21 protein-coding genes are annotated in these 21,094 nt (G+C 73.0%); 17 read left to right on the top strand and 4 right to left on the bottom strand.

Features of this window, described 5'->3' with window-relative positions; translation table 11 throughout:
- Positions 1 to 113 precede the first annotated feature (113 nt).
- The 7 genes from AB0O11_RS13270 to AB0O11_RS13240 all read left to right on the top strand — a co-directional run bounded on the left by AB0O11_RS13270 (position 114) and on the right by AB0O11_RS13240 (position 8,551).
- On the top strand, positions 114 to 1,217 hold the full coding sequence (locus AB0O11_RS13270; RefSeq protein WP_363385249.1) for an ATP-binding protein: 1,104 nt from the start codon (positions 114 to 116) through the stop codon (positions 1,215 to 1,217).
- 308 nt (positions 1,218 to 1,525) lie between these two features.
- Positions 1,526 to 2,647, top strand: a complete 1,122-nt coding sequence (gene pheS / locus AB0O11_RS13265; RefSeq protein ID WP_363385247.1) for a phenylalanine--tRNA ligase subunit alpha — start codon at positions 1,526 to 1,528, stop codon at positions 2,645 to 2,647.
- The gene (gene pheT, locus AB0O11_RS13260; RefSeq protein ID WP_363385244.1) at positions 2,647 to 5,148 is read left to right on the top strand and encodes a phenylalanine--tRNA ligase subunit beta; all 2,502 of its coding nucleotides are present in this window, start codon (positions 2,647 to 2,649) and stop codon (positions 5,146 to 5,148) included. The genes pheS and pheT overlap by 1 nt, the downstream gene beginning before the upstream one ends.
- A gap of 117 nt (positions 5,149 to 5,265) precedes the next feature.
- Positions 5,266 to 5,703, top strand: a complete 438-nt coding sequence (locus tag AB0O11_RS13255; RefSeq protein WP_363385241.1) for a GntR family transcriptional regulator — start codon at positions 5,266 to 5,268, stop codon at positions 5,701 to 5,703.
- On the top strand, positions 5,703 to 6,626 hold the full coding sequence (locus tag AB0O11_RS13250) for an ABC transporter ATP-binding protein (RefSeq protein WP_363385239.1): 924 nt from the start codon (positions 5,703 to 5,705) through the stop codon (positions 6,624 to 6,626). Before AB0O11_RS13255 ends, AB0O11_RS13250 begins: the two co-directional genes overlap by 1 nt.
- Positions 6,623 to 7,588, top strand: a complete 966-nt coding sequence (locus AB0O11_RS13245) for an ABC transporter permease subunit (protein ID WP_363385236.1) — start codon at positions 6,623 to 6,625, stop codon at positions 7,586 to 7,588. Before AB0O11_RS13250 ends, AB0O11_RS13245 begins: the two co-directional genes overlap by 4 nt.
- 120 nt (positions 7,589 to 7,708) lie before the next feature.
- Positions 7,709 to 8,551 carry a chitosanase gene (locus tag AB0O11_RS13240; protein ID WP_363385233.1) on the top strand — a complete coding sequence of 281 codons (843 nt, stop codon included), beginning with the start codon at positions 7,709 to 7,711 and terminating at the stop codon, positions 8,549 to 8,551.
- Positions 8,552 to 8,628: 77 nt separating this feature from the next.
- On the opposite strand, the gene AB0O11_RS13235 is transcribed toward AB0O11_RS13240, so the two are convergent.
- On the bottom strand, positions 8,629 to 9,498 hold the full coding sequence (locus AB0O11_RS13235; protein ID WP_363385230.1) for a 3-hydroxybutyryl-CoA dehydrogenase: 870 nt from the start codon (positions 9,496 to 9,498) through the stop codon (positions 8,629 to 8,631).
- A 304-nt stretch (positions 9,499 to 9,802) separates the two neighbouring features.
- Between AB0O11_RS13235 and AB0O11_RS13230 the strand changes: the two genes are divergently transcribed.
- Entirely contained in the window at positions 9,803 to 10,621 is an 819-nt protein-coding gene (locus AB0O11_RS13230; RefSeq protein ID WP_363385227.1) for an SDR family oxidoreductase, read from the top strand.
- Between the two features lie 8 nt (positions 10,622 to 10,629).
- Here the strand turns inward: AB0O11_RS13230 and AB0O11_RS13225 are convergent, their stop codons facing one another.
- Positions 10,630 to 11,538, bottom strand: a complete 909-nt coding sequence (locus tag AB0O11_RS13225) for a polysaccharide deacetylase family protein (RefSeq protein ID WP_363385224.1) — start codon at positions 11,536 to 11,538, stop codon at positions 10,630 to 10,632.
- 210 nt (positions 11,539 to 11,748) lie between these two features.
- Here AB0O11_RS13225 and AB0O11_RS13220 point away from each other — a divergent pair, with 210 nt between their 5' ends.
- From AB0O11_RS13220 to AB0O11_RS13210, 3 genes are all read left to right on the top strand, one after another.
- Entirely contained in the window at positions 11,749 to 12,633 is an 885-nt protein-coding gene (locus AB0O11_RS13220; protein ID WP_363385222.1) for an SAM-dependent methyltransferase, read from the top strand.
- A 106-nt stretch (positions 12,634 to 12,739) separates the two neighbouring features.
- Positions 12,740 to 13,291, top strand: coding sequence for an HD domain-containing protein (locus AB0O11_RS13215; protein WP_363385219.1), 552 nt, complete (start codon positions 12,740 to 12,742; stop codon positions 13,289 to 13,291).
- A gap of 44 nt (positions 13,292 to 13,335) precedes the next feature.
- Positions 13,336 to 13,842 carry an FBP domain-containing protein gene (locus tag AB0O11_RS13210; protein ID WP_363385216.1) on the top strand — a complete coding sequence of 169 codons (507 nt, stop codon included), beginning with the start codon at positions 13,336 to 13,338 and terminating at the stop codon, positions 13,840 to 13,842.
- 14 nt (positions 13,843 to 13,856) lie between these two features.
- Here the strand turns inward: AB0O11_RS13210 and AB0O11_RS13205 are convergent, their stop codons facing one another.
- Positions 13,857 to 14,231 carry a S4 domain-containing protein gene (locus AB0O11_RS13205; protein WP_363385213.1) on the bottom strand — a complete coding sequence of 125 codons (375 nt, stop codon included), beginning with the start codon at positions 14,229 to 14,231 and terminating at the stop codon, positions 13,857 to 13,859.
- Positions 14,232 to 14,251: 20 nt separating this feature from the next.
- A complete protein-coding gene (locus tag AB0O11_RS13200; RefSeq protein WP_363385210.1) occupies positions 14,252 to 14,656 on the bottom strand; it encodes a VOC family protein in 405 nt (134 codons plus the stop codon).
- A gap of 81 nt (positions 14,657 to 14,737) precedes the next feature.
- On the opposite strand from AB0O11_RS13200, the gene AB0O11_RS13195 reads away from it, so the two are divergent.
- From AB0O11_RS13195 to AB0O11_RS13170, 6 genes are all read left to right on the top strand, one after another.
- Positions 14,738 to 15,937, top strand: coding sequence for a methyltransferase (locus tag AB0O11_RS13195; protein WP_363385208.1), 1,200 nt, complete (start codon positions 14,738 to 14,740; stop codon positions 15,935 to 15,937).
- Positions 15,938 to 16,031: 94 nt separating this feature from the next.
- A complete protein-coding gene (gene argC, locus AB0O11_RS13190; protein WP_363385205.1) occupies positions 16,032 to 17,060 on the top strand; it encodes an N-acetyl-gamma-glutamyl-phosphate reductase in 1,029 nt (342 codons plus the stop codon).
- Complete coding sequence (gene argJ / locus AB0O11_RS13185; RefSeq protein ID WP_363385201.1) at positions 17,057 to 18,229, top strand: bifunctional glutamate N-acetyltransferase/amino-acid acetyltransferase ArgJ; 1,173 nt, start codon at positions 17,057 to 17,059, stop codon at positions 18,227 to 18,229. Before argC ends, argJ begins: the two co-directional genes overlap by 4 nt.
- A gap of 102 nt (positions 18,230 to 18,331) precedes the next feature.
- The gene (gene argB, locus AB0O11_RS13180; RefSeq protein WP_363385198.1) at positions 18,332 to 19,258 is read left to right on the top strand and encodes an acetylglutamate kinase; all 927 of its coding nucleotides are present in this window, start codon (positions 18,332 to 18,334) and stop codon (positions 19,256 to 19,258) included.
- Positions 19,255 to 20,469, top strand: a complete 1,215-nt coding sequence (locus AB0O11_RS13175) for an acetylornithine transaminase (RefSeq protein ID WP_363385195.1) — start codon at positions 19,255 to 19,257, stop codon at positions 20,467 to 20,469. Before argB ends, AB0O11_RS13175 begins: the two co-directional genes overlap by 4 nt.
- A 23-nt stretch (positions 20,470 to 20,492) precedes the next feature.
- Positions 20,493 to 21,041 (top strand): arginine repressor, encoded by a 549-nt coding sequence (locus AB0O11_RS13170; protein WP_049652068.1) that lies wholly within the window; start codon positions 20,493 to 20,495, stop codon positions 21,039 to 21,041.
- The last annotated feature ends 53 nt before the right edge of the window (positions 21,042 to 21,094 follow it).

Here is a 21,094-nt window from a genome sequence, read left to right as displayed (position 1 = left end):
CCAGGGGGCGCACCGGGATCACCCCGTTGCAAGCCCTACTGCGGGCGCGTGCGAGGCGCTAGGGTCTGCGTCGGTGGGGAGAACGGCACGGTGGGTAATCGGGGAGGCAACCCATGGTCGGCAGCGGGCCCGAGCTCGACCCGGACGACCTGCCGGACGGCCTGGTGGTCGCCGACGCGCTGGGCCGGGTGGTCTGCTTCAACCGGGCCGCGGCCCGGCTCACCGGCGTGCTCCCGCAGGCCGCGCTGGGCAGCGGGCTGGAGGACGTCCTCCCGCTGGAGGACCTGGACGGCCGCCGCTGGTGGCAGCTGACCGACCCGTACGGCGGCCTGGCCATCCGCACCCGCCAGCCGGAGCGCAACCTGCTGCTGCCCGGCGGGCGCGAGGTGCTGGTCTCCGCCCGTTACGTGCGCAGCGCGCCGGGCGGGCCGCTGGAGCGCCTGGTGATCGCCCTGCGCGGCACCGAGGCCCGGCGCCGCACCGAGCGCAGCCACGCCGAGCTGATCGCGACCGTGGCGCACGAGCTGCGCTCCCCGCTGACCAGCGTCAAGGGCTTCACGGCGACCCTGCTGGCCAAGTGGGAGCGGTTCACCGACGGGCAGAAGCGGCTGATGCTGGAGACCGTGGACGCCGACGCCGACCGGGTCACCCGGCTGATCGCCGAACTGCTGGACATCTCCCGGATCGACTCCGGCCGGCTGGAGCTGCGCAAGCAGGTGGTCGACCTGGCCGCGGCGGTGCGTCGGCACGTCGAGCGCAAGGTCGCCACCGGCATCCCCGAGGACCGCTTCGACATCCGGATCGGCGGGCCGCTGACCGTGCTGTGGGCCGACCCGGACAAGGTCGACCAGGTGCTCGCCAACCTGCTGGAAAATGCGGTGCGGCACGGCGAGGGAACTGTCACGATCGAGGTGGCACCGGCCAAGGAGGTCGTCGAGGCGCCCGTCTGGGAGCGCAACGGCACCCCGCCCCGCATCGTGGAAGGCACAGCGGTCACCGTGAGCGACGAAGGAAGCGGCATCCCCGAGGAGTCGATGCCGCGCGTCTTCACCCGCTTCTGGCGCGGCTCCAAACGCGGCGGCACGGGCCTGGGCCTCTATATCGTCAAGGGCATCGTGGAGGCCCACGGCGGCTCGATCCGCGTCGACCGCGCGCCCGGCGGCGGCGCCCGGTTCCGATTTATCCTGCCCGCCGGGGTGCCCGACTTCATGCTCTGAAGGAGCATGAACGACAAGCACGGCATGCTCTGCACGACGACCGGAGCATGCCGTGGCCGGGTCCGGACGGGCTTGACGGCAGTCGCACTACGCGCTGCGACTACACTCGACCTTTGGCGTTGCGCAACGCCCTGCGCGGCTGAGCCGCGGACACCACTCCCGTGAGCCTCCGGTGAACGGAGACCGGCTGCCCGTGCCCCGGCCCCGCCGATCGTGGCGCGTTGGGCCCCTCCTGCCCGATGGCGGGCAAGGAGGGAGAGCCCCCACACACCTGAGCACGGACGAGCAGGAGCACGGGAAAGATAGAGATGTCGGCACCCAACAAGTCGTACGACCCGGTCGAGGTCGAGGCCCTCAAGCCCGAGGTGGTGGAGCAGGCGCGGGACGAGGCGGTCGCCGCCTTCGCCGCCGCCGGCTCCCTGGACGAGCTGAAGCAGGCCAAGGTCGCCCACACCGGCGACCGCTCCGCGCTCTCGCTCGCCAACCGCGAGATCGGCGCCCTGCCCCCGCACGCCAAGGCGGCCGCCGGAAAGCTGATCGGCCAGGCCCGCGGGGCCGTCAACCAGGCCCTCGCCAAGCGGCAGGCCGAGCTGGAGGCGGAGCGCGACGCCCGCGTGCTGGTCGAGGAGGCGGTGGACGTCACGCTGCCGTACGACCGCGCCCCGCGCGGCGCCCGGCACCCGCTGACCACCATGGCCGAGCGCATCGAGGACACCTTCGTCGCGATGGGCTACCAGGTCGCCGAGGGCCCCGAGGTCGAGGCCGAGTGGCTCAACTTCGACGCCCTCAACCTGGGCCCGGACCACCCGGCCCGCTCGATGCAGGACACCTTCTTCGTCCAGGCCCCGGACGGCTCCGCCGACTCCGGCGTGGTGCTGCGCACCCAGACCTCCCCGGTCCAGGCCCGCACGATGCTCGACCGCGAGCCCCCCGTCTACGTGGTCTGCCCGGGCCGGGTCTACCGGACCGACGAGCTGGACGCCACCCACACCCCGGTCTTCCGCCAGGTCGAGGGCCTCGCGGTGGACGAGGGCATCACCTTCGCCGACCTCAAGGGCACCATCGAGGTGCTGGTCGAGAAGCTGATCGGCGGCGGCCTGGAGCTGCGCTGGCGCCCGTCGTACTTCCCGTTCACCGAGCCGAGCGCGGAGATCGACCTCCAGTGCTTCGTGTGCCGCGGTGCGAGCGTCGGCAACCCGGACCGGCCGTGCCGGACCTGCTCCTCCGAGGGCTGGATCGAGCTCGGCGGCTGCGGCGTGGTCAACCCGCGGGTGCTGGTCGCCTGCGGCGTCGACCCCAACCGCTACAGCGGGTTCGCCTTCGGCCTGGGCCTGGAGCGGATCCTGATGAATCGTCACAACGTCGCCGACATGCGCGACATGGTCGAGGGTGACGTCCGCTTCACCCTCCCGTTCGGGATGGAGATCTGATGCGCGTCCCGCTTTCCTGGCTGCGCGAGTACGTCGACCTGCCGGCCGGCGAGACCGGCCGTGACGTCGCGGAGCGCCTGGTCCGGGCCGGCCTGGAGGTCGAGACCGTCGAGCAGCTCGGCGCGGACCTCAAGGGCCCGCTGGTGGTCGGCGAGGTGCTCTCCATCGAGGAGCTGTCCGGCTTCAAGAAGCCGATCCGGCACTGCTTCGTGAACGTCGGCGACGCCAACGGCACCGGCGAGCCGCAGGAGATCGTCTGCGGTGCGACCAACTTCGCCGTCGGCGACAAGGTCGTGGTCGTGCTCCCGGGCGCGGTGCTGCCCGGCCCGTTCCCGATCTCGGCCCGCAAGACCTACGGCCAGACCTCGGCCGGCATGATCTGCTCCGCCCGCGAGCTGGGCATGGGCGACGACCACAACGGCATCATCGTGCTCCCGCCGGAGTTCGAGCCCGGCACCGACGCCATCGAGCTGCTCCAGCTCGTCGACGAGGTGCTCGACATCGCCGTCACCCCGGACCGCGGCTACTGCCTGTCCATGCGCGGCGTGGCCCGCGAGGCCGCCGCCGCGTACGGGCTGCCGCTGGCCGACCCGGCGCTGCTCGACGTGCCGCCGGCGAACTCCTTCGGCTACCTGGTGAAGGTCGGCGACCAGGCCGGCTGCGACCGCTTCGTGGCCCGTACGGTCGTCGGCGTCGACCCGAACGCCAAGTCCCCGATCTGGCTGCAGCGCCGGCTCCAGAAGTCGGGCATCCGCCCGATCTCGCTGACCGTCGACATCACCAACTACGTGATGCTGGAGGTCGGCCAGCCGCTGCACGCCTACGACAAGCAGCGTGTGGACGGTCCGATCACGGTCCGCCGGGCGGAGCAGGGCGAGACCCTCACCACCCTCGACGGGGTCGAGCGCAAGCTCTCCGCCGAGGACCTGTTGATCTGCGACAACAGCGGCCCGATCGGCCTGGCCGGCGTGATGGGCGGCGCCTCCACCGAGATCCTCGACCCGGCCGCCGGCCCGGGCACCACCGAGGTGATCATCGAGGCGGCGCACTTCGACCCGGTCGCCATCGCCCGCAGCGCCAAGCGGCACAAGCTGCCCTCCGAGGCGTCCAAGCGCTTCGAGCGCGGCGTCGACCCGGAGGCCGCCCGCGCTGCCGCGCAGCGCGCCGTCGACCTGCTGGTCCTGATCGCCGGCGGCACCGCCGAGGCCGGGGTCACCGACATCGCGGCCCCGCACCCGGTGCGCACCATCACCATCGCCGCCGACCTGCCCGACCGGGTGGCCGGCACCGCGTACGGCCGCGAGACCGTCACCCGGCGCCTCCAGGAGATCGGCTGCTCGGTCGCCGGCGCCGACGTCCTGGAGGTCACCCCGCCGACCTGGCGCCCCGACCTCACCGACCCGTACGACCTCGCCGAGGAGGTCATCCGGCTGGAGGGCTACGACAACGTCCCCGCCCGGATGCCCGACGTGCCGCCGGGCAAGGGCCTGACCGAGGCCCAGCGGACCCACCGCCGGATCGGCGTGGCGCTGGCCGCGGCCGGCTACGTCGAGGTCAACAACTACCCGTTCCTCGGCGAGGCCGCCTTCGAGGCGCTCGGCCTGGAGACGGACGACCGGCGCCGCCGCACGGTGAAGCTGGTCAACCCGCTGAACGACGAGGAGCCGGCGCTGCGCACCACGCTGCTGCCGGGCCTGCTCGGCGCGCTGCGCCGCAACGTCGGCCGGGGCAACACCGACCTGGCGATCTTCGAGACCGGCACCGTCTTCCTGCCCAAGGACGAGCTCAGCGTGGCCCCGCGTCCGGCGGTCGACCACCGGCCCAGCGACGAGGAGCTGGCCGCGCTGGACGCCGCGCTGCCGGACCAGCCGCGCCGGATCGCCGTCGCCCTCGCGGGCGAGCGGCTGCCGTCGGGCTGGTGGGGCAAGGGCGCCCAGGCCTCCTGGGCGGACGCCGTCGAGGCGGCTCGTACGGTGGCCCGCGCGGCCGGCGTCGAGCTGACCGTCCGCCAGGGCCGGCTGGCGCCGTGGCACCCGGGCCGCTGCGCCGAGCTGCTGGTGGCCGGCACCGACCGGGTGGTCGGCCACGCCGGTGAGCTGCACCCGCGGGTGGTCAAGGCGCTCGGGCTGCCGGCCCGTACCGCCGCGATGGAGATCGACGTCGACCTGCTCACCGCCGACGGCGCCGAGCGGGTCGGCGGCCCGGCCGTCTCCAGCTTCCCGGTGGCGACCCAGGACGTCGCGCTGATCGTCGACACCGCCGTCCCGGCCGCCGACGTCGAGGCCGCGCTGCGGGCCGGCGCGGGCGAGCTGCTGGAGGCCATCCGGCTGTTCGACGTGTTCACCGGCGAGCAGGTCGGCGAGGGCAGGAAGTCGCTGGCGTACGCGCTGCGCTTCCGCGCGGTCGACCGCACCCTGACCGCCGACGAGGCCACCGCCGCCCGTGAGGCGGCCGTCGCCGAGGCCGTCGCCCGCACCGGCGCGGTGCTGCGCGGCGCCTGAGCCGCCGGCACGCCGCAGGGCCTGAAGGGCCCCGCCCGGACCATCCCGGTCCGGGCGGGGCCCTTTGCCCTTTCTTGGGTTGACGACCCGTCATCATGCCTACTTAACTCATTAACTATGGAACTAGATAAAGGTGCGGACCAGCCCTCCCCGATCGAGTTCCGCCTGGACCCGGCCTCCGGCGTCCCGACCTACCTGCAACTCGTGCAGCAGGTCGAACAGGCTTTGCGGATGGGCTGGTTGGCCGAGGGGGACCGGTTGCCCCGGGTGCGCGAGGTGGTCGCCGGGCTGGCGATCAACCCCAACACCGTGCTCAAGGCCTACCGGGAGCTGGAGCACCGTGGCCTGGCGGTCGGCCGGCGGGGTCAGGGCACCTTCGTGCGCGGGCTGCCCGCCGGGGTGGTGCCGCTGCGTGAACGGGCCGCGCTGCGGCGGGGGTTGCTGGACTGGATGCGCTCGGCGCGGACCGCCGGGCTCGACGAAGGGGGGATGGTCGCGGTGTTCGAGGACGCGCTGCGCGACCTGCGCGAGGGGCGCGACGGGGTGGTGGCGTGATGACCACGGACACGGTGATCGACTGCGGCGGGATCGGCAAGCGCTACCGCCGCTCCTGGGCGCTGCGGGACTGCCACCTCACCATCTCGGCCGGGCACGTGGTGGCCCTGGTCGGCCCGAACGGAGCAGGCAAGACCACGCTGCTCAGCCTGGCCGCCGGTCTGACCCTGCCCAGCGAGGGTGCGATGACCGTCCTCGGCGACCAACTCCCCGGCTCGCCAAGGGCCTTGGACCGGATCGGCTTCGTCTCCCAGAACGCCGCGCTCTACCCCGGCCTGCCCGTGCGCGACCTGCTCGCGATGGGCCGCCACCTCAACCGGCGCTGGGACGACGCCCGGGCGCGCGACCACCTGGAAGGTCTCGGCATCCCGCTGGAGCGCAAGTACGGCCGGCTCTCCGGCGGTCAGCAGGCCCAGGTCTCGCTCGCCCTGGCCCTCGCCAAGCGGCCCGAACTCCTGCTCCTGGACGAGCCGTTGGCCGCGCTCGACCCGCTCGCCCGGCATGACTTCATGGCCGTGCTGCTCACCGCGGTGGCCGAGGGCGGCCTCTCGGTGGTGTTCTCCTCGCACGCCGTCAACGAGCTGGAGCAGAGCTGCGACTACCTGGTGGTGCTGGCCGGCGGCCGGGTCCAGGTGACCGGGGAGGTGGACGACCTGCTGGGCGGCCACCGGATGCTCACCGGCCCGACCGCCGAGGCGGACGCGGTCGCCGAGCGCCTGGCGGTGGTCCGCGACCGCCGGGCCGGCGCCCAGTCCCACCTGCTGGTGCGCACCGGCGGCGTGGACGCGCCGGTCTCCGACGGCTGGCGCCAACAGCGCGTCGGCCTGGAGGAGTTGGTGCTCACCTACCTCCGCGAGCCGACCGCCTCCGCCTTGCCCGGCCCGCGCGGCGCCGTCCGTACGAACCAGAAGGTACTGTCGTGAGCTCGACCACCCTCGCCCCGCCCCGCTCCGCCGTGCTGCGGGCCGCCGGGCTGCGCCACCGGCCCGCGCTGCTGACCCTGCTCACCGTGATGGGCGCGATCTCCCTCGCCCTGCTGGTGCACGGCTGGTACCTGCACACCGGCCTGGACCGTACTGGCGCCGCCGACTGCGATCCGTCCACGGACGCCTGCCTGGCCAAGTACAAGCAGTTCACGCGCACGTACGGCGACGGCCTGCTGGAGCTCGACACCGTGGTCTACGTCATCGGTGGCGTGTTCGGTGCGTTCCTCGGCGGCCCGCTGCTGGCGCGGGAGTTCGAGCACGGCACGGTGCGCTTCGCCTGGACCCAGGGTGCCGGGCGGGCCCGTTGGACGGCGGGCGGCCTGGTCGTGGGCGCCGCGGTGCTGGCCGTTGTGGCGGCGCTGTTCGGGCTGCTGCTGCGCTGGTGGAGCGAGCCGCTGGCGATCAGGGGCGGAGCGTTCAACCCGGACCTCTTCGCGCAGGCTCCGCCGGTGCTGGTGGGCCGGGTGCTGGTGGCCTTCGGGGTCGCGGCGCTGGCTGGTGCGGTGCTGCGCCGCACCGTGGTCGCGGTGGGCATCGGGATGGCGGCCTCGGTCGCCCTGCCGTTCCTCGCCCACGCCGTGCGCTCGCACTACATGACTCCCTTGGAGGAGCCCGTGCACACGCTGAACCCCCTGGCGCTGGACGACCGCTGGGTGCTGAGCGTGTGGTTCTCCGACCCGGCCGGGAACCGGATCTCCGCGGACGACTTCTACCACCGCGGTGATTCGACCGCCCAGTGGCAGTCGCTGCTGCGCGACGGCGGCTACACGGCGCACCAGGTGTACCAGCCGGCGGACCGGTTCTGGCCGTTCCAGCTCATCGAGTTCGGCTGGACGACTCTGCTCGCCGTGGCGCTGTGCACGGCGGCGGTCTGGTGGGTGCGGCGCCGGGCGGCCTGACCTGGGCCGTTTGCAGTTTTTTTGAAGTGCTTTTGTCAAAACCCTTGCAGGGGCGGGGTTCCGGGGCGTTTGCTTCTCGTTAGGAAGGTTTCCTAACCCACGAGGAACCGGAGCGTCCCCATGCGTCCCCAGCCCCGTCGTGCCCTCCGCACAGCCCTCGCCGCCGCCCTGGTGGCCGCGCCCCTCACCGTCGCGGCCACCTCGGCCGCCCAGGCCGTGCCCGTGCCCGCAACCTCCGTCCAGCTCAGGGGCGTCGGCCTCGACGACCCGCACAAGAAGGACATCGCGATGCGGCTGGTGTCCAGCGCGGAGAACTCGTCGCTGGACTGGAAGGCCCAGTACAAGTACATCGAGGACATCAAGGACGGCCGCGGCTACACCGCCGGCATCATCGGCTTCTGTTCCGGCACCGGCGACATGCTGGAGCTGGTCCAGCACTACACCGACCTCAAGCCCGGCAACGTCCTGGCCAAGTACCTGCCGGCCCTGAAGAAGGTCAACGGCACCGACTCGCACGCCGGCCTCGGCTCCGCGTTCGAGAAGGACTGGGCCACCGCCGCCAAGGACACCGTCTTCCGGCAGGCCCAGAACGACGAGCGCGACCGGGTGTACTTCAACCCCGCCGTCAAGCAGGCCAAGAGCGACGGCCTGCGCGCGCTCGGCCAGTTCGCGTACTACGACGCCATCGTCATGCACGGCCCGGGCAACAGCTCGGACAGCTTCGGCGGCATCCGCGCTGCCGCCATGAAGAAGGCCAAGACCCCCGCCCAGGGCGGCGACGAGGCCACCTACCTCAAGGCCTTCCTGGACGCCCGCAAGGTGGTCATGAAGAAGGAGGAGGCGCACGCGGACACCAGCCGGGTCGACACCGAGCAGCTGGTCTTCCTCAACGCCAGGAACTTCGACCTCAACCCGCCGCTGAAGTGGAAGGTCTACGGCGACAGCTACACCATCAACAGCTGACGCGGGAACGGGCGAAAGGGCCCGGTGGCCGGTTCACGGCCGCCGGGCCCCGCCGTTCGGGCGGCGCGCCGCCGGTGTCAGGCGCTCGCGGTGTAGTCGTAGAAGCCCCGGCCGGACTTGCGTCCCAGCAGGCCCGCGTCGACCATCCGGGAGAGCAGCGGGGGAGCGGCGTACAGCGGCTCCTTGTACTCGTCGTACATCGACTCGGCGATCGAGACGATGGTGTCCAGGCCGATCAGGTCGCACAGCCGCAGCGGGCCCATCGGGTGGGCGCAGCCGGCCTCCATGCCCTTGTCGATGTCGGAGGCGGTGGCCACGCCCGACTCGAACATCCGCACCGCGGACAGCAGGTACGGCACCAGCAGCGCGTTGACCACGAAGCCGGCCCGGTCGCGGGCGCGGATCGGCTCCTTGCCGAGCACCTGGGAGGCGAAGGCCTCGACCCGCTCGGTGGTGGTCGCCGAGGTGGTCAGGGTCGGGATGACCTCGACCAGCTTCTGCACCGGCGCCGGGTTGAAGAAGTGCAGGCCGATCACCTGCTCCGGGCGGGTGGTGGCGGCGGCCAGCTTCACGATCGGGATCGAGGAGGTGTTGGAGGCGAGGATCGCGTCGCGGCGCTCGACCACCCGGTCCAGGGTCTCGAAGATCTTGACCTTGATGTCCTCGCGCTCGGCGACGGCCTCGACCACCAGGTCGCGGTCGGCGAAGTCGGACAGCTCGACGGTGAAGGACAGCCGGGCCAGCGCCTCGTCCCGCTGCTCGGGGGACAGCTTGCCCCGCTTGACCGCCGTCTCCAGGGAGTTGGTCAGCCGGGTGCGGCCGAACTCCAGCGCCTCACCGCTGGCCTCCGACACCAGGACGTCCAGCCCGGCCCGGGCGAAGACCTCGGCGATGCCCGACCCCATCAGGCCGCAGCCGATCACTCCGACGCGCGCGATGTCAGTCACTCAGTTGCCCTTCGGTGGTGCTGGGGGTCGCCCAGCTACGGGTGGCCCAGCGAACTGCTGGACAACGGGCCGGTGGACCGGAATGGGTGCACCGGTCACCGCCCCGACGACGTTACTACTCCGTACTGGCCAGTAGGTCACCCCCTCCCCGGCGGAGTGCCACGGCTGGTAGTCCCCCGAACGAGTGAGGCGACGCCCCGGACCCGTGTGCCCGGGGCCGACTCCACCCGGCGGCCGACAGAATGCCGCAGACGGGGGCCGGGGGCGGAATCGGACAGGGCCGGGGACGCGAAGGGAGCACGGGGTGTCGACGGGATCGCTCGCAGGGCAGGTCGCCCTGATCACCGGCGCCGGCCGGGGCATCGGCCGGGAGGTCGCCATCGGTCTGGCCGCCGAGGGGATGCTCGTCGGCCTGGTCGGCCGCACCCACGAGACGCTCAGCGGCACTCTCAAGGACTGCGCCAAGCGCGGCTCCCGGGGCGTCGCCGTGACCGCCGACGTCACCCGCCCCGGCTCGGTGCGCGAGGCGGTCCGGGTGGTCGAGCGCGACCTCGGACCGATCGACCTCCTGATCAACAACGCCGGCCTGGTCGACCGCGCCGAGGTGCCGCTCTGGGAGACCGACGTCAACCAGTGGTGGCAGGTGATCGAGACCAACCTGCGCGGTCCCTACAACCTGCTGCACGGCGTGCTGCCGGGCATGGTCGCCCGCCGGCGCGGCCGGGTGGTCAACCTCAACTCCGGCTTCGCGCTGCGCCCGGACGGCAACTACACGGCGTACGCCACCTCCAAGGGCGCGCTGCTCCAGCTCTCCGACAACATCGCGGACTCGCTCGCCCGCAACGGCGTCGTCATCCTCGACATCAGCCCGGGCGCGGTGGCCACCGACATGACCGCCGGGATGCCGATGTTCGAGGGCACCAAGACCTGGGGTTCCATCCCGTACATGGTCGCGGTCACCGTGGACGCCGCCCGCGGCCGCTTCGACGGGCTGCACGGGCGGTTCATCCACGCCGGCCGGGACGACCTGGAGGAGCTGGTCAACCAGGCCGACGCGATCCGTGCCGCGGACGCCCGCACGCTGCGGCTGCGCCCGTACAAGGACGACGATCCGATGGTCTGATCACGCACTCAGGCGCAGAGCTGGCTGGCGGTCACCGGCTTGAGCCCCGCCTTCGCCAGGCCGTCCAGGACGGCGGGCAGTGCGTCCACCGTGCACTGGTGCCCCATGTGCAGGGCCACCACCGAGCCGCCGCGCACCGAGTTCAGCACCCGGCGCTGCAACTCGGCGGCCGGAGGGTCGTTGTAGTCGCGCGGGTCGACGTCGAAGGACAGCACGTGCTCGTACCCGACCGCCCTGGCCTGCTCGCGGACCATCGGGGTGGCGTACTGCGTGGCGGACGGGCGGAACCAGCGGCCGATCGATCCGGTGAGCCGCTGCAGGCGCTCCGCGCACTGGGCGATCTCGGCCCGTGCCTGGTCCGGCGGCATGGCCGAGATGTTCAGGTGGTTCTGGGTGTGGTTGCCCAGCTCGTGGCCGCCGTCCAGGATCCGCCGGGCCATCTGCGGCTGCTGGTCGAGCCAGCTGCCGACGACCATCACGGTCAGCTGGGCGCCGCGCTGCTCGGCGATCTCCAGCAGGGCGGTGGCCAGCTTCGGGTCGCCACTGCCGTGGAAGGTGAGCGCCACGTTCCGGCCGGTGCGCGGCCCGTACGCGACCTCGGCGGGGGTGCCGGGCGCGAGCGGCGGCAGCACGGGCGGGGCCGGCGGGACGGAGGGCTGGGCGGCGGCGGGGGTCGGCTCACCGTCGGGCCGGGGCTCCGACGGGTCCGTGGGCGCGGGGGAGGCAGGGCCCTCGGCGCCGTTCCAGGCGGGGTCGGTGGTGTGCTGCGGGTCCACGGTGCCGGGGTGCGCGGCGAGCGCCCCGGGGTCAGCCCGGCGGGGCGTCTCGGTGCCGCAGGCGGTGAGCAGGCCGCCGGTGGCGGCGAGGGCGGTGAGCCTGGCGGTGGTACGCAGTACGGTGCGGCGGTCGGCAGTCATCGGCAGCCAGCATAGAGAGGACGGTCCCGGCGGGCGATCCGGTACGGCCGGCCGCACCAGCCTTGACGTGCACACAATCCATCACCGGGTATTGCGTAAACCTGAACTCCCGCTGTTTCCGTGGTGTGTCCTTGGATACGATCACCGCGCACCGCGGGTCGACGGGCGGTGGCCAGACTCTTTCGGCACGGCGCATTGGGGGCGGACAGGATGTACGAGGACAGCGCGGCGAGCGGCCGGACCACGGACGCCGTGTGGGACTGGGCCGGAGCCGACGACTGGCAGCCGCCGAGCGAGCTGGACACCGGCGTCCCGCACACCGCCCGTATGTACGACTACTACCTCGGCGGCAAGGACAACTTCGAGGCCGACCGCAAGGCCGCCCGGGCCGCGATATCCGCCTACCCCGCGCTGCCGCTGCTGGCCCGCACCAACCGGCAGTTCCTCGGCCGCGCCGTCGAGTTCGTGGCGAGCAGGGGCGTGCGCCAGTTCGTCGACATCGGCACCGGCATCCCGGCGGTCGGCTCCACCAGCGAGGTCGCCCAGCGGGTCGCCCCGGACGCCCGGGTGGTGTACGTGGACAACGACCCGATCGTCGCCACCCACGCCCGCGCCCTGCTGGCGAGCCACCCCGCCGGGCACACCTCGGTGATCGAGGCCGACCTGCGCGACCCGGCCGCGATCCTCGGCCACCCCGCGCTGGCCGGCGCCGTCGACCTCTCCCGGCCGGTCGCGCTGATGCTGGTCGCCGTGCTGCACTTCATCCGCGACGAGGAGGGCGCGCAGCAGGTCGTCCGCACCCTGCGCGACGCGCTCGCCCCCGGCAGCGCGCTGATCCTCTCCCACGGCAGCCCGGACTTCGCCTCCCGGGAGAGCGCCGCCGAGGGCACCCGCATCTACCGCAGCGCCAGCGCCCCGCTCGTGCTGCGCCCGCGGGCCGGCGTCGAACCGTTCTTCGGCGACTTCGAGTTCGCCGGCCCCGGGCTCGTCCAGCTCCCGCTCTGGCGCCCCACCGCCGGCCACGTCCCCACCGCCGAACTCCCCGAGGGCTGGCAGGACGTCTCGGCGTACGCCGGCGTCGCCTTCAAGAAGTAGCCGCCCGCGCGCCCGGTCCCGGCGCCTCCCTCCTACGCCGGGACCGGATCGTCGAAGCCTACGGATCCCCACTGACAACCCCTCAGCGGCGGGGTTACCCTGCGGCGTGACCAGCGCCGCCCTGCCACCGCTGCCCCCCGACGTCGCCGAACTGCTGCGGGCCGTCGACGCCCCGCCCCGACTGGTCGCCCACCTCGCCCTGGTGCACGAGGTGGCCGAGGAGATCGCCGGGTTCTGCACCCGTGAGGGCCTGGTCTTCGACCGCGAGGCCGTCCGCTACGGTGCCGCCACCCACGACATCGGCAAGACCGTCCACCCCGAAGAGCTCTCCGCGCCCGGCTCCCTGCACGAGGCCGCCGGACACGCCCTGCTGCTCGCCCGCGGCGTACCCGAACACCTCGCCTGCTTCGCCCGCAGCCACGCGGGCTGGGACGGACCCGGCGTCACCGTCGAGTCATTGCTGGTCAGCCTGGCCGACAAGGCCTGGAAGAACAAGCGGGTCCAGGACCTGGAGGACCGGGTGGTCGACCTCCTCGCCGCCACCGGACGGGAGCGCTGGGAGGCTTTCCTCGCCCTGGACGACCTGCTCACCCGGATCGGCGAGGACGCCCCGCGGCGGCTCGCCGTCCAGGCCGCCCACCCGGTGCGCACCGGCTGAAATTGGCACGACACGGCGGGCGGGCCGGTGTTAGCTTCCGCGGCATGGAACCCCTGAGTGAGAACGAGATCCGCGCGTCCTTCGTCAACTGCTCCAAGGGCGAGGCACGCCGGCTCAACCTGCCCAGGGGGCTGGCCGAGCTGCCCTGGGAGCACCTGGACTTCCTCGGCTGGCGGGACCAGGGCGCGCCCGACCGGGCCTACCTGGTGGCGCCGTACGGGGGCGAGCCGGTCGGCGTGACGCTGCGCTCGCCGGTGATCCGGCGCAGCCTGACCAAGACCAATGTGTGCTCGCTGTGCATCACCGCGCACGCCGGGTCGGGGGTCGCGCTGCTCGCCGCCCGCCGGGCCGGGGCGGCCGGGCGCGAGGGCAACACGGTCGGCACCTACATCTGTGCCGACCTCGCCTGCTCGCTCTACGTGCGCGGGCTGAAGAAGTCCACCCTGGTGACCCGACCCGACGAGTCGCTGCCGCTGGAGCTGCAGATCGACCGCACGGTGGGCAACCTCGGCGGCTTCCTCGCCAAGGTGCTCGCCACCGCGGCCTCGTAACGGCCCCGCTCCGCTCAGTGCCCGCGCAGCTGGTCCAGCTCGCGGCGCTCCCGCTTGGTCGGCCGGCCGGTCCCGCGGTCCCGCGCCCCGGCCGCCGCGACGAACTCGCGCGGCGGCCGCGGCGGGCTGGTGTCGACCAGGCACTCCGCCGCGACCGCGGCGCCGACCCGCTTGCGGATCAGCTTCTGCACCACCACGACCCGCTCGTAGCCCTCCTCGCGGACCCGGACCTCGTCCCCGGGCTTCAGCGCCTGGGCGGGCTTGGCCCGCTCGCCGTTCACCCGGACGTGTCCGGCCCGGCAGGCGGCCGCCGCCAGCGCACGTGTCCTGACCAGCCGGACCGACCAGATCCAGCTGTCCACCCGCACGCTTCCCTCGTGTTCAGCCATCCTCGGAGCCTACCCAAGGCCTACGCGGCCCGTGGCGCCTCCTGGACCGCCCAGCCGTTGCCGTCCGGGTCGTTGAAGAACACGAAGTTGTTCCACGCCTCGCCGTGCCCGTCCACCCGGCCTCCCGCCACGAAGTGCTGGACCGGGCTGACCTGCACGCCCCGCGCCACCAGTTCGGCGTGCGCCTTCTCGATGTCGGGCACCACCAGCTGGAGGCCCTTGACCGATCCGGGCGGCGAGTCGATCACCCCCTTGCCCACCACGATGGAGCAGGGCGAACCGGGGGGAGTCAGCTGGACCACCCGGGTCCCGTCCCGCAGCAGCGTGTCATGGTCGACGGTGAACCCGGCCTGCTCCTCGTAGAAGAGCTTCGAGCGGGTCACGTCCGACACCGGGATCACCACGACTTCCAGTTTCCAGTCCATCGCCCTCACCTCGCTCGGTCGGGCTCTTCCAGTATCCGGCCGCAACTGCTCCCGGAGACCGTCGGATAGCCTGAGAACACGATGAATCCGCAGACCACGCCCGCCGCGTCCCCGTTCTCCACCCCGTGGGGTGCCTTCGACCTCACCCGCTTCCCGGTGGACCCGCGCGAGCGGCTGCGGGCCTGGGACGCCGCCGACGAGTACCTGCTGCGCCATCTCGCGGGCGAGGCCGACAGCGCGGCCGGCACGGCGACGGAGCTGGCCGGTCGCACGGTCGCCGTCCTCGGTGATCGCTGGGGCGCGCTGACCACCGTGCTCGCCGGGTACCGGCCGGTCCAGATCACCGACTCCCACCTCGGCCGGCAGGCCACCCTGGCCAACCTGGCCCGGGCCGGCGCCGCCGTCGACGAGGCCCGGCTGCTCTCCACGCAGGACGCCCCGCCGGAGCGGATCGACGTGCTGCTGGTGCGCGTCCCCAAGAGCCTGGCCCTGCTGGAGGACCAGTTGCACCGGCTCGCCCCCGCCGTCCACGACGGCACCGTGGTGATCGGCACCGGCATGGTCACCGAGATCCACACCTCCACCCTCCAGCTCTTCGAGCGGATCCTCGGCCCGACCCGCACCTCCCTGGCCGTCCGCAAGGCCCGGCTGATCTTCTGCACCCCCGACCCGGCGCTCGACCCCGGCCCCAATCCGTGGCCGCACCGCTACGCGCTGCCGTCGGACATCGGCCCCGCCTCCGGCCGTACCGTCGTCAACCACGCGGGCACCTTCTGCGCCGAGCGGCTCGACATCGGCACCCGCTTCCTCCTCGCCCACCTGCCCGTCCCGGCCCCGGGCGCGCGGGTGGTGGACCTCGGCTGCGGCAACGGCGTGGTCGGTACGGCCGCCGCGCTGGCCGGGCCCGGCGCGGAGCTGGTGTTCGTGGACGAGTCGCACCAGGCGGTGGCCTCCGCCGAGGAGACCTTCCGCACGAACCTGGGCCCGCAGGCCCCGGCCGAGTTCCTGACCGCCGACGCCCTGGCCCCGGACGTGATCGCCACCGGCTCGGTGGACCTGGTGCTCAACAACCCGCCGTTCCACTCCCACCAGGCCACCACCGACGCCACCGCCTGGCGGATGTTCACCGGCGCCAAGCGGGCGCTGCGGCCGGGCGGCGAGCTCTGGGTGGTCGGCAACCGCCACCTCGGGTACCACGTCAAGCTGCGCCGCCTCTTCGGCAACTGCCAACTCGTCGCCGGGAACCCCAAGTTCGTGGTGCTGCGGGCCGTCAAGCGCTGACCTGGGCGTCCTCGCCCCAGCGGGGTCCGGCACAGACTCCTTGCATGAATTTTCCGCCGCGCGTATATTCATGCCAAGACGAAGGAGGAACGCCATGGCATTGCGAGTCGCCGTCGCCGGTGCGAGCGGTTACGCGGGCGGCGAGGTGCTGCGCCTGCTGCTCGGCCACCCGGAGGTGGAGATCGGGGCGCTGACCGGCGGCTCGAACGCGGGTACCAGGCTGGGCGCGCTCCAGCCGCACCTCCTCCCGCTCGCCGACCGCGTCCTCGAAGCCACCACCCCCGAGGTGCTGGCCGACCACGACGTGGTGTTCCTGGCGCTGCCGCACGGCCAGTCCGCCGCCGTCGCCGAGGAACTCGGCCCGAACGTCCTGGTGATCGACTGCGGCGCCGACTTCCGGCTCAAGGCCGCGGCCGACTGGGAGCAGTTCTACGGCTCCGCCCACGCCGGCACCTGGCCCTACGGCCTGCCCGAACTCCCCGGCCACCGCGCCGCGTTGAAGGGCAGCAACCGGATCGCCGTGCCCGGCTGCTACCCGACGGCCGTCTCCCTGGCGCTGTTCCCCGCGTACGCCGCGCAGCTCGCCGAGCCGGAGGCCGTGGTGGTCGCCGCCTCCGGCACCTCCGGCGCCGGCAAGGCCGCCAAGCCGCACCTGCTGGGCAGTGAGGTGATGGGCAGCGTCAGCCCGTACGGCGTCGGCGGCGTCCACCGGCACACCCCGGAGATGGCGCAGAACCTCACCCCGCTCGCGGGCGAGCCGGTCACCGTCTCCTTCACCCCCACCCTCGTCCCGATGCCGCGAGGCATCCTCGCCACCTGCTCGGCCAAGGCCAGGCCCGGGGTGACCGCGCAGAGCCTGCGCGCCGCCTACACCGAGGCGTTCGCGGGCGAGCCCTTCGTCCACCTGCTGCCCGAGGGGCAGTGGCCGCAGACCAGCAGCGTCTACGGCGCCAACACCGCCCTGGTCCAGGTCGCCCTGGACGCCGCCGCCGGGCGGATCATCGCGATCAGCGCGATCGACAACCTGGTCAAGGGCACCGCCGGCGGCGCGGTTCAGAGCATGAACATCGCCCTGGGTCTGCCCGAGGAGCTCGGGCTTCCCGTGAACGGAGTCGCACCGTGAGCAAGAGCACGAACGTCGGCGTGACCGCCGCCAAGGGCTTCCGGGCCGCCGGAGTGACCGCCGGCATCAAGGCCTCCGGCACCCCCGACCTCGCCCTGGTGGTCAACGACGGTCCCTCGCTCGCCGCGGCCGGTGTCTTCACCGCCAACCGGGTCAAGGCCGCACCGGTGCTCTGGTCCGAGCAGGTCCTCAAGGGCGGCCAGGTCTCCGCCGTCGTCCTCAACTCCGGTGGCGCCAACGCCTGCACCGGCCCGCTCGGCTTCCAGGACACCCACGCCACCGCCGAGAAGGCCGCCGCGGAGCTGGGGCTCAACGCGGGCGAGATCGCCGTCGCCTCCACCGGCCTGATCGGCGTGCGGCTGCCGATGGACCTCCTGCTGCCCGGGGTCGCGCTGGCCGCGGGCGAGCTCGGCGAGACCGGCGGCGAGGCCGCCGCGATCGCCATCAAGACCACCGACACCGTGCACAAGACCGCCCAGTACACCAGCCCGGCCGGCTGGACGGTCGGCGGCATGGCCAAGGGCGCGGGGATGCTCGCCCCGAGCCTCGCCACCATGCTGGTCGTCCTCACCACCGACGCCGACCTGGACAGCGCCGCCCTGGACGCCGCGCTGCGCGGCGCCACCCGCACCACCTTCGACCGGATCGACTCCGACGGCTGCATGTCGACCAACGACACCGTGCTGCTGCTCGCCTCCGCCGCCTCCGGCATCGCCCCGGAGCAGGCCGAGTTCGCCGAGGCCGTCCGTACGGTCAGCGCCGACCTGGCCCGCCAGCTGATCGGCGACGCGGAGGGCGCGAGCAAGGAAATCCGGATCGACGTCACCGGTGCCGCCGGCGAGGACGAGGCGGTCGAGGTCGCCCGGACGATCAGCCGCAACAACCTGCTCAAGTGCGCCATCCACGGCGAGGACCCCAACTGGGGCCGGGTGCTGGCCGCGATCGGCACCACCTCCGCGGCCTTCGACCCGAACGAGCTGGACGTCGCCATCAACGGCGTCTGGGTCTGCAGGGCCGGCGGCGTGGGCGAGGACCGCGACCTGGTGGACATGAAGGGCCGTGAGGTCGTCATCACCGCGAACCTCAACGCCGGTACGGCGAGCGCCTCGCTGTGGACCAACGACCTGACGGCCGACTACGTGCACGAGAACAGCGCCTACTCGACCTGATCCGCGTCACGTCGTCCACCACCACCCGAGCCGCGACACCCTGATCCGCGACATCCTCCCCCAGCCTGCGGCCGGGGGGACCCCCATCGACGAGGGAATCCCGTGCAGATCGCACCCAAGGGCGAACAGGCCCGCAACAAAACCGCGTTCCCCAAGGCCCTGATCGAGGCGCTTCCGTGGCTGGAGCGCTTCCACGGCAAGACCATCGTGATCAAGTTCGGCGGCAACGCGATGGTGGACGACAGCCTCAAGGCGGCCTTCGCCCAGGACGTGGTCTTCCTCCGCTACGCCGGTCTGCACCCCGTCGTGGTGCACGGCGGCGGCCCCCAGATCAGTGCCCAACTCGACCGGCTGGGACTGGAGTCGAACTTCACCAACGGCCTGCGGGTCACCACCCCGGAGACCATGGACGTGGTCCGGATGGTGCTGGCCGGCCAGGTGCAGCGCGAGCTGGTCGGCCTGCTCAACGAGCACGGCCCGTTCGCGGTCGGCATGACCGGCGAGGACGCCCACACCATGACGGCGGTCAAGCGCTACGCGGTGGTGGACGGCGAGCAGGTCGACATCGGCCTGGTCGGCGACATCGTCAACATCGAGGCCGGCGCGGTGAAGGCCCTGATCGCCGACGGCCGCATCCCGGTGATCTCCTCGATCGCCCGCGGCGCCGACGGCCACGTCTACAACATCAACGCCGACACCGCCGCCTCCGCCCTCGCGGTCGCGCTGGGCGCCGAGATGCTCGTCGTCCTCACCGACGTCGAGGGCCTCTACAAGGACTGGCCGAACTCCGACGACGTGATCAGCCAGCTCACCGCGAGCGAGCTGGACCTGCTGCTGCCCGGCCTGGTCAGCGGCATGCTCCCCAAGATGGAGGGCTGCCTGCGCGCCGTCCGTTCCGGCGTGGGCAGCGCCCGCGTGCTGGACGGCCGGGTCCAGCACAGCCTGCTGCTGGAGATCTTCACCGACCAGGGCATCGGCACGATGGTCGTGCCGGACGACGAACCGACCGTGACCGGGGGACTGGCGTGACTGGCGCGACGCACAACGAGCAGCTCACCGAGCGGTGGCAGCACTCCTTCACCGACAACTACGGCACCCCCCGCATCCCGCTGGTGCGCGGCGAGGGCAGCAAGCTCTGGGACGCCGACGGCAAGGAGTACACCGACCTGCTCGGCGGCATCGCCGTCAACGCCCTGGGCACCGCCCACCCGGCCGTCGTCGAGGCCGTGAGCCGGCAGATCGCCACCCTCGGCCACGTCTCCAACCTCTTCATGGCCGAGCCCACCATCGCCCTCGCCGAGCGGCTGCTGGAACTGGACGGGCGGCCGGGCGGCCGGGTGTTCTTCTGCAACTCCGGCGCCGAGGCCAACGAGGCCGCCTTCAAGATCAGCCGGCGGACCGGCCGCACCCACCTGGTCGCCCTCCAGGGCGCCTTCCACGGCCGCACCATGGGGGCCCTCGCGCTCACCGGCCAGCCCGCCAAGCAGGACCCGTTCCGCCCGCTGCCCGGCGACGTCACCCACGTCCCGTTCGGCGACGTCGAGGCGCTGCGCGCGGCCGTCACCACCGAGACCGCCGCGGTGTTCCTGGAGCCCGTCCAGGGCGAGAACGGTGCCGTCCCGCTGCCCGAGGGCTACCTGAAGGCGGCCCGCGAGATCACCCGGGCCACCGGCACCCTGCTGGTCCTGGACGAGATCCAGACCGGCGTCGGCCGCACCGGCCACTGGTACGCCCACCAGGCGTACGAGGGCGTGGAGCCGGACGTGGTCACCCTGGCCAAGGCGCTCGGCGGCGGCCTGCCGATGGGCGCGGTGCTCGCCTTCGGGCCGGCCGCGGAGCTGCTCACCCCCGGCCAGCACGGCACCACCTTCGGCGGCAACCCGGTGGCCGCCGCGGCCGGGCTCGCGGTGCTGGACACCATCGCGTCCGAGGGCCTGCTGGAGCACGTCCGCAAGCTCGGCGAGCGGCTGCGGCACGGCGTCGAGGCCCTCGGCGACCCGCTGGTCTCGCACGTGCGCGGGGCGGGCCTGCTGCTCGGCATCGTGCTCACCGAACCGGTCTCGGCCAAGGTCCAGGCCGCCGCGCAGGAGGCGGGCTACCTGGTCAACGCCGCCGTCCCGGACGCCGTCCGGCTGGCCCCGCCGCTGGTGCTGACCGAGCAGGAGGCGGACGCGTTCCTGGCCGCGTTGCCGGGCATCCTCCGGGCGGTGCGCGAGAGCGCCCCGGCCGATGCGAGTTGACCGTCGTCCGGGAGAATGAACACATGACCGCTTCCCACTCCGGCCCGTCCGCCGCCGGCCCGACGCCGCAGGTCCCGCAGACCCGCACGGCGCGCCACCGGCGGATCGTGGACCTGCTCACCCGCCAGCCCGTGCGTTCGCAGAGCCAGCTCGCCAAGCTGCTCGCCGACGACGGACTCGTGGTCACCCAGGCCACCCTCTCCCGGGACCTGGACGAGCTGGGCGCGGTCAAGATCCGCAACCGGGACGGCGCGCTCATCTACGCCGTCCCGGCCGAGGGCGGCGACCGGACGCCGCGCGCGCCGATGGGGGAGTCGGCCAGCGAGGGCAGGATGGCCCGGCTGGCCGGCGAGCTCATGGTGTCCGCGACGGCCTCCGGCAACCTGGTGGTGCTGCGCACCCCGCCGGGCGCCGCCCAGTTCCTGGCCTCGGCGATCGACCAGGCCGAGGTGTTCGAGATCATCGGCACCATCGCCGGCGACGACACCGTCCTGCTGATCAGCCGGGACCCGGCCGGCGGCCAGGCGCTCGCCGACCACCTCATGCAGCTGGCCCAGGCCAAGGCGCAGTAGCGCCTCGACCCGAGGAACCCCGGCCGACGGAGACCGTCCGGCCGGGGTTGTGT

This window comes from Kitasatospora sp. NPDC093102 (assembly GCF_040683915.1).
In the GTDB taxonomy this organism is placed as follows: domain Bacteria; phylum Actinomycetota; class Actinomycetes; order Streptomycetales; family Streptomycetaceae; genus Kitasatospora.
The sequence above is the reverse complement of the archived record's forward strand: the minus strand, read 5'-3'. Positions and strand labels throughout refer to the sequence as shown.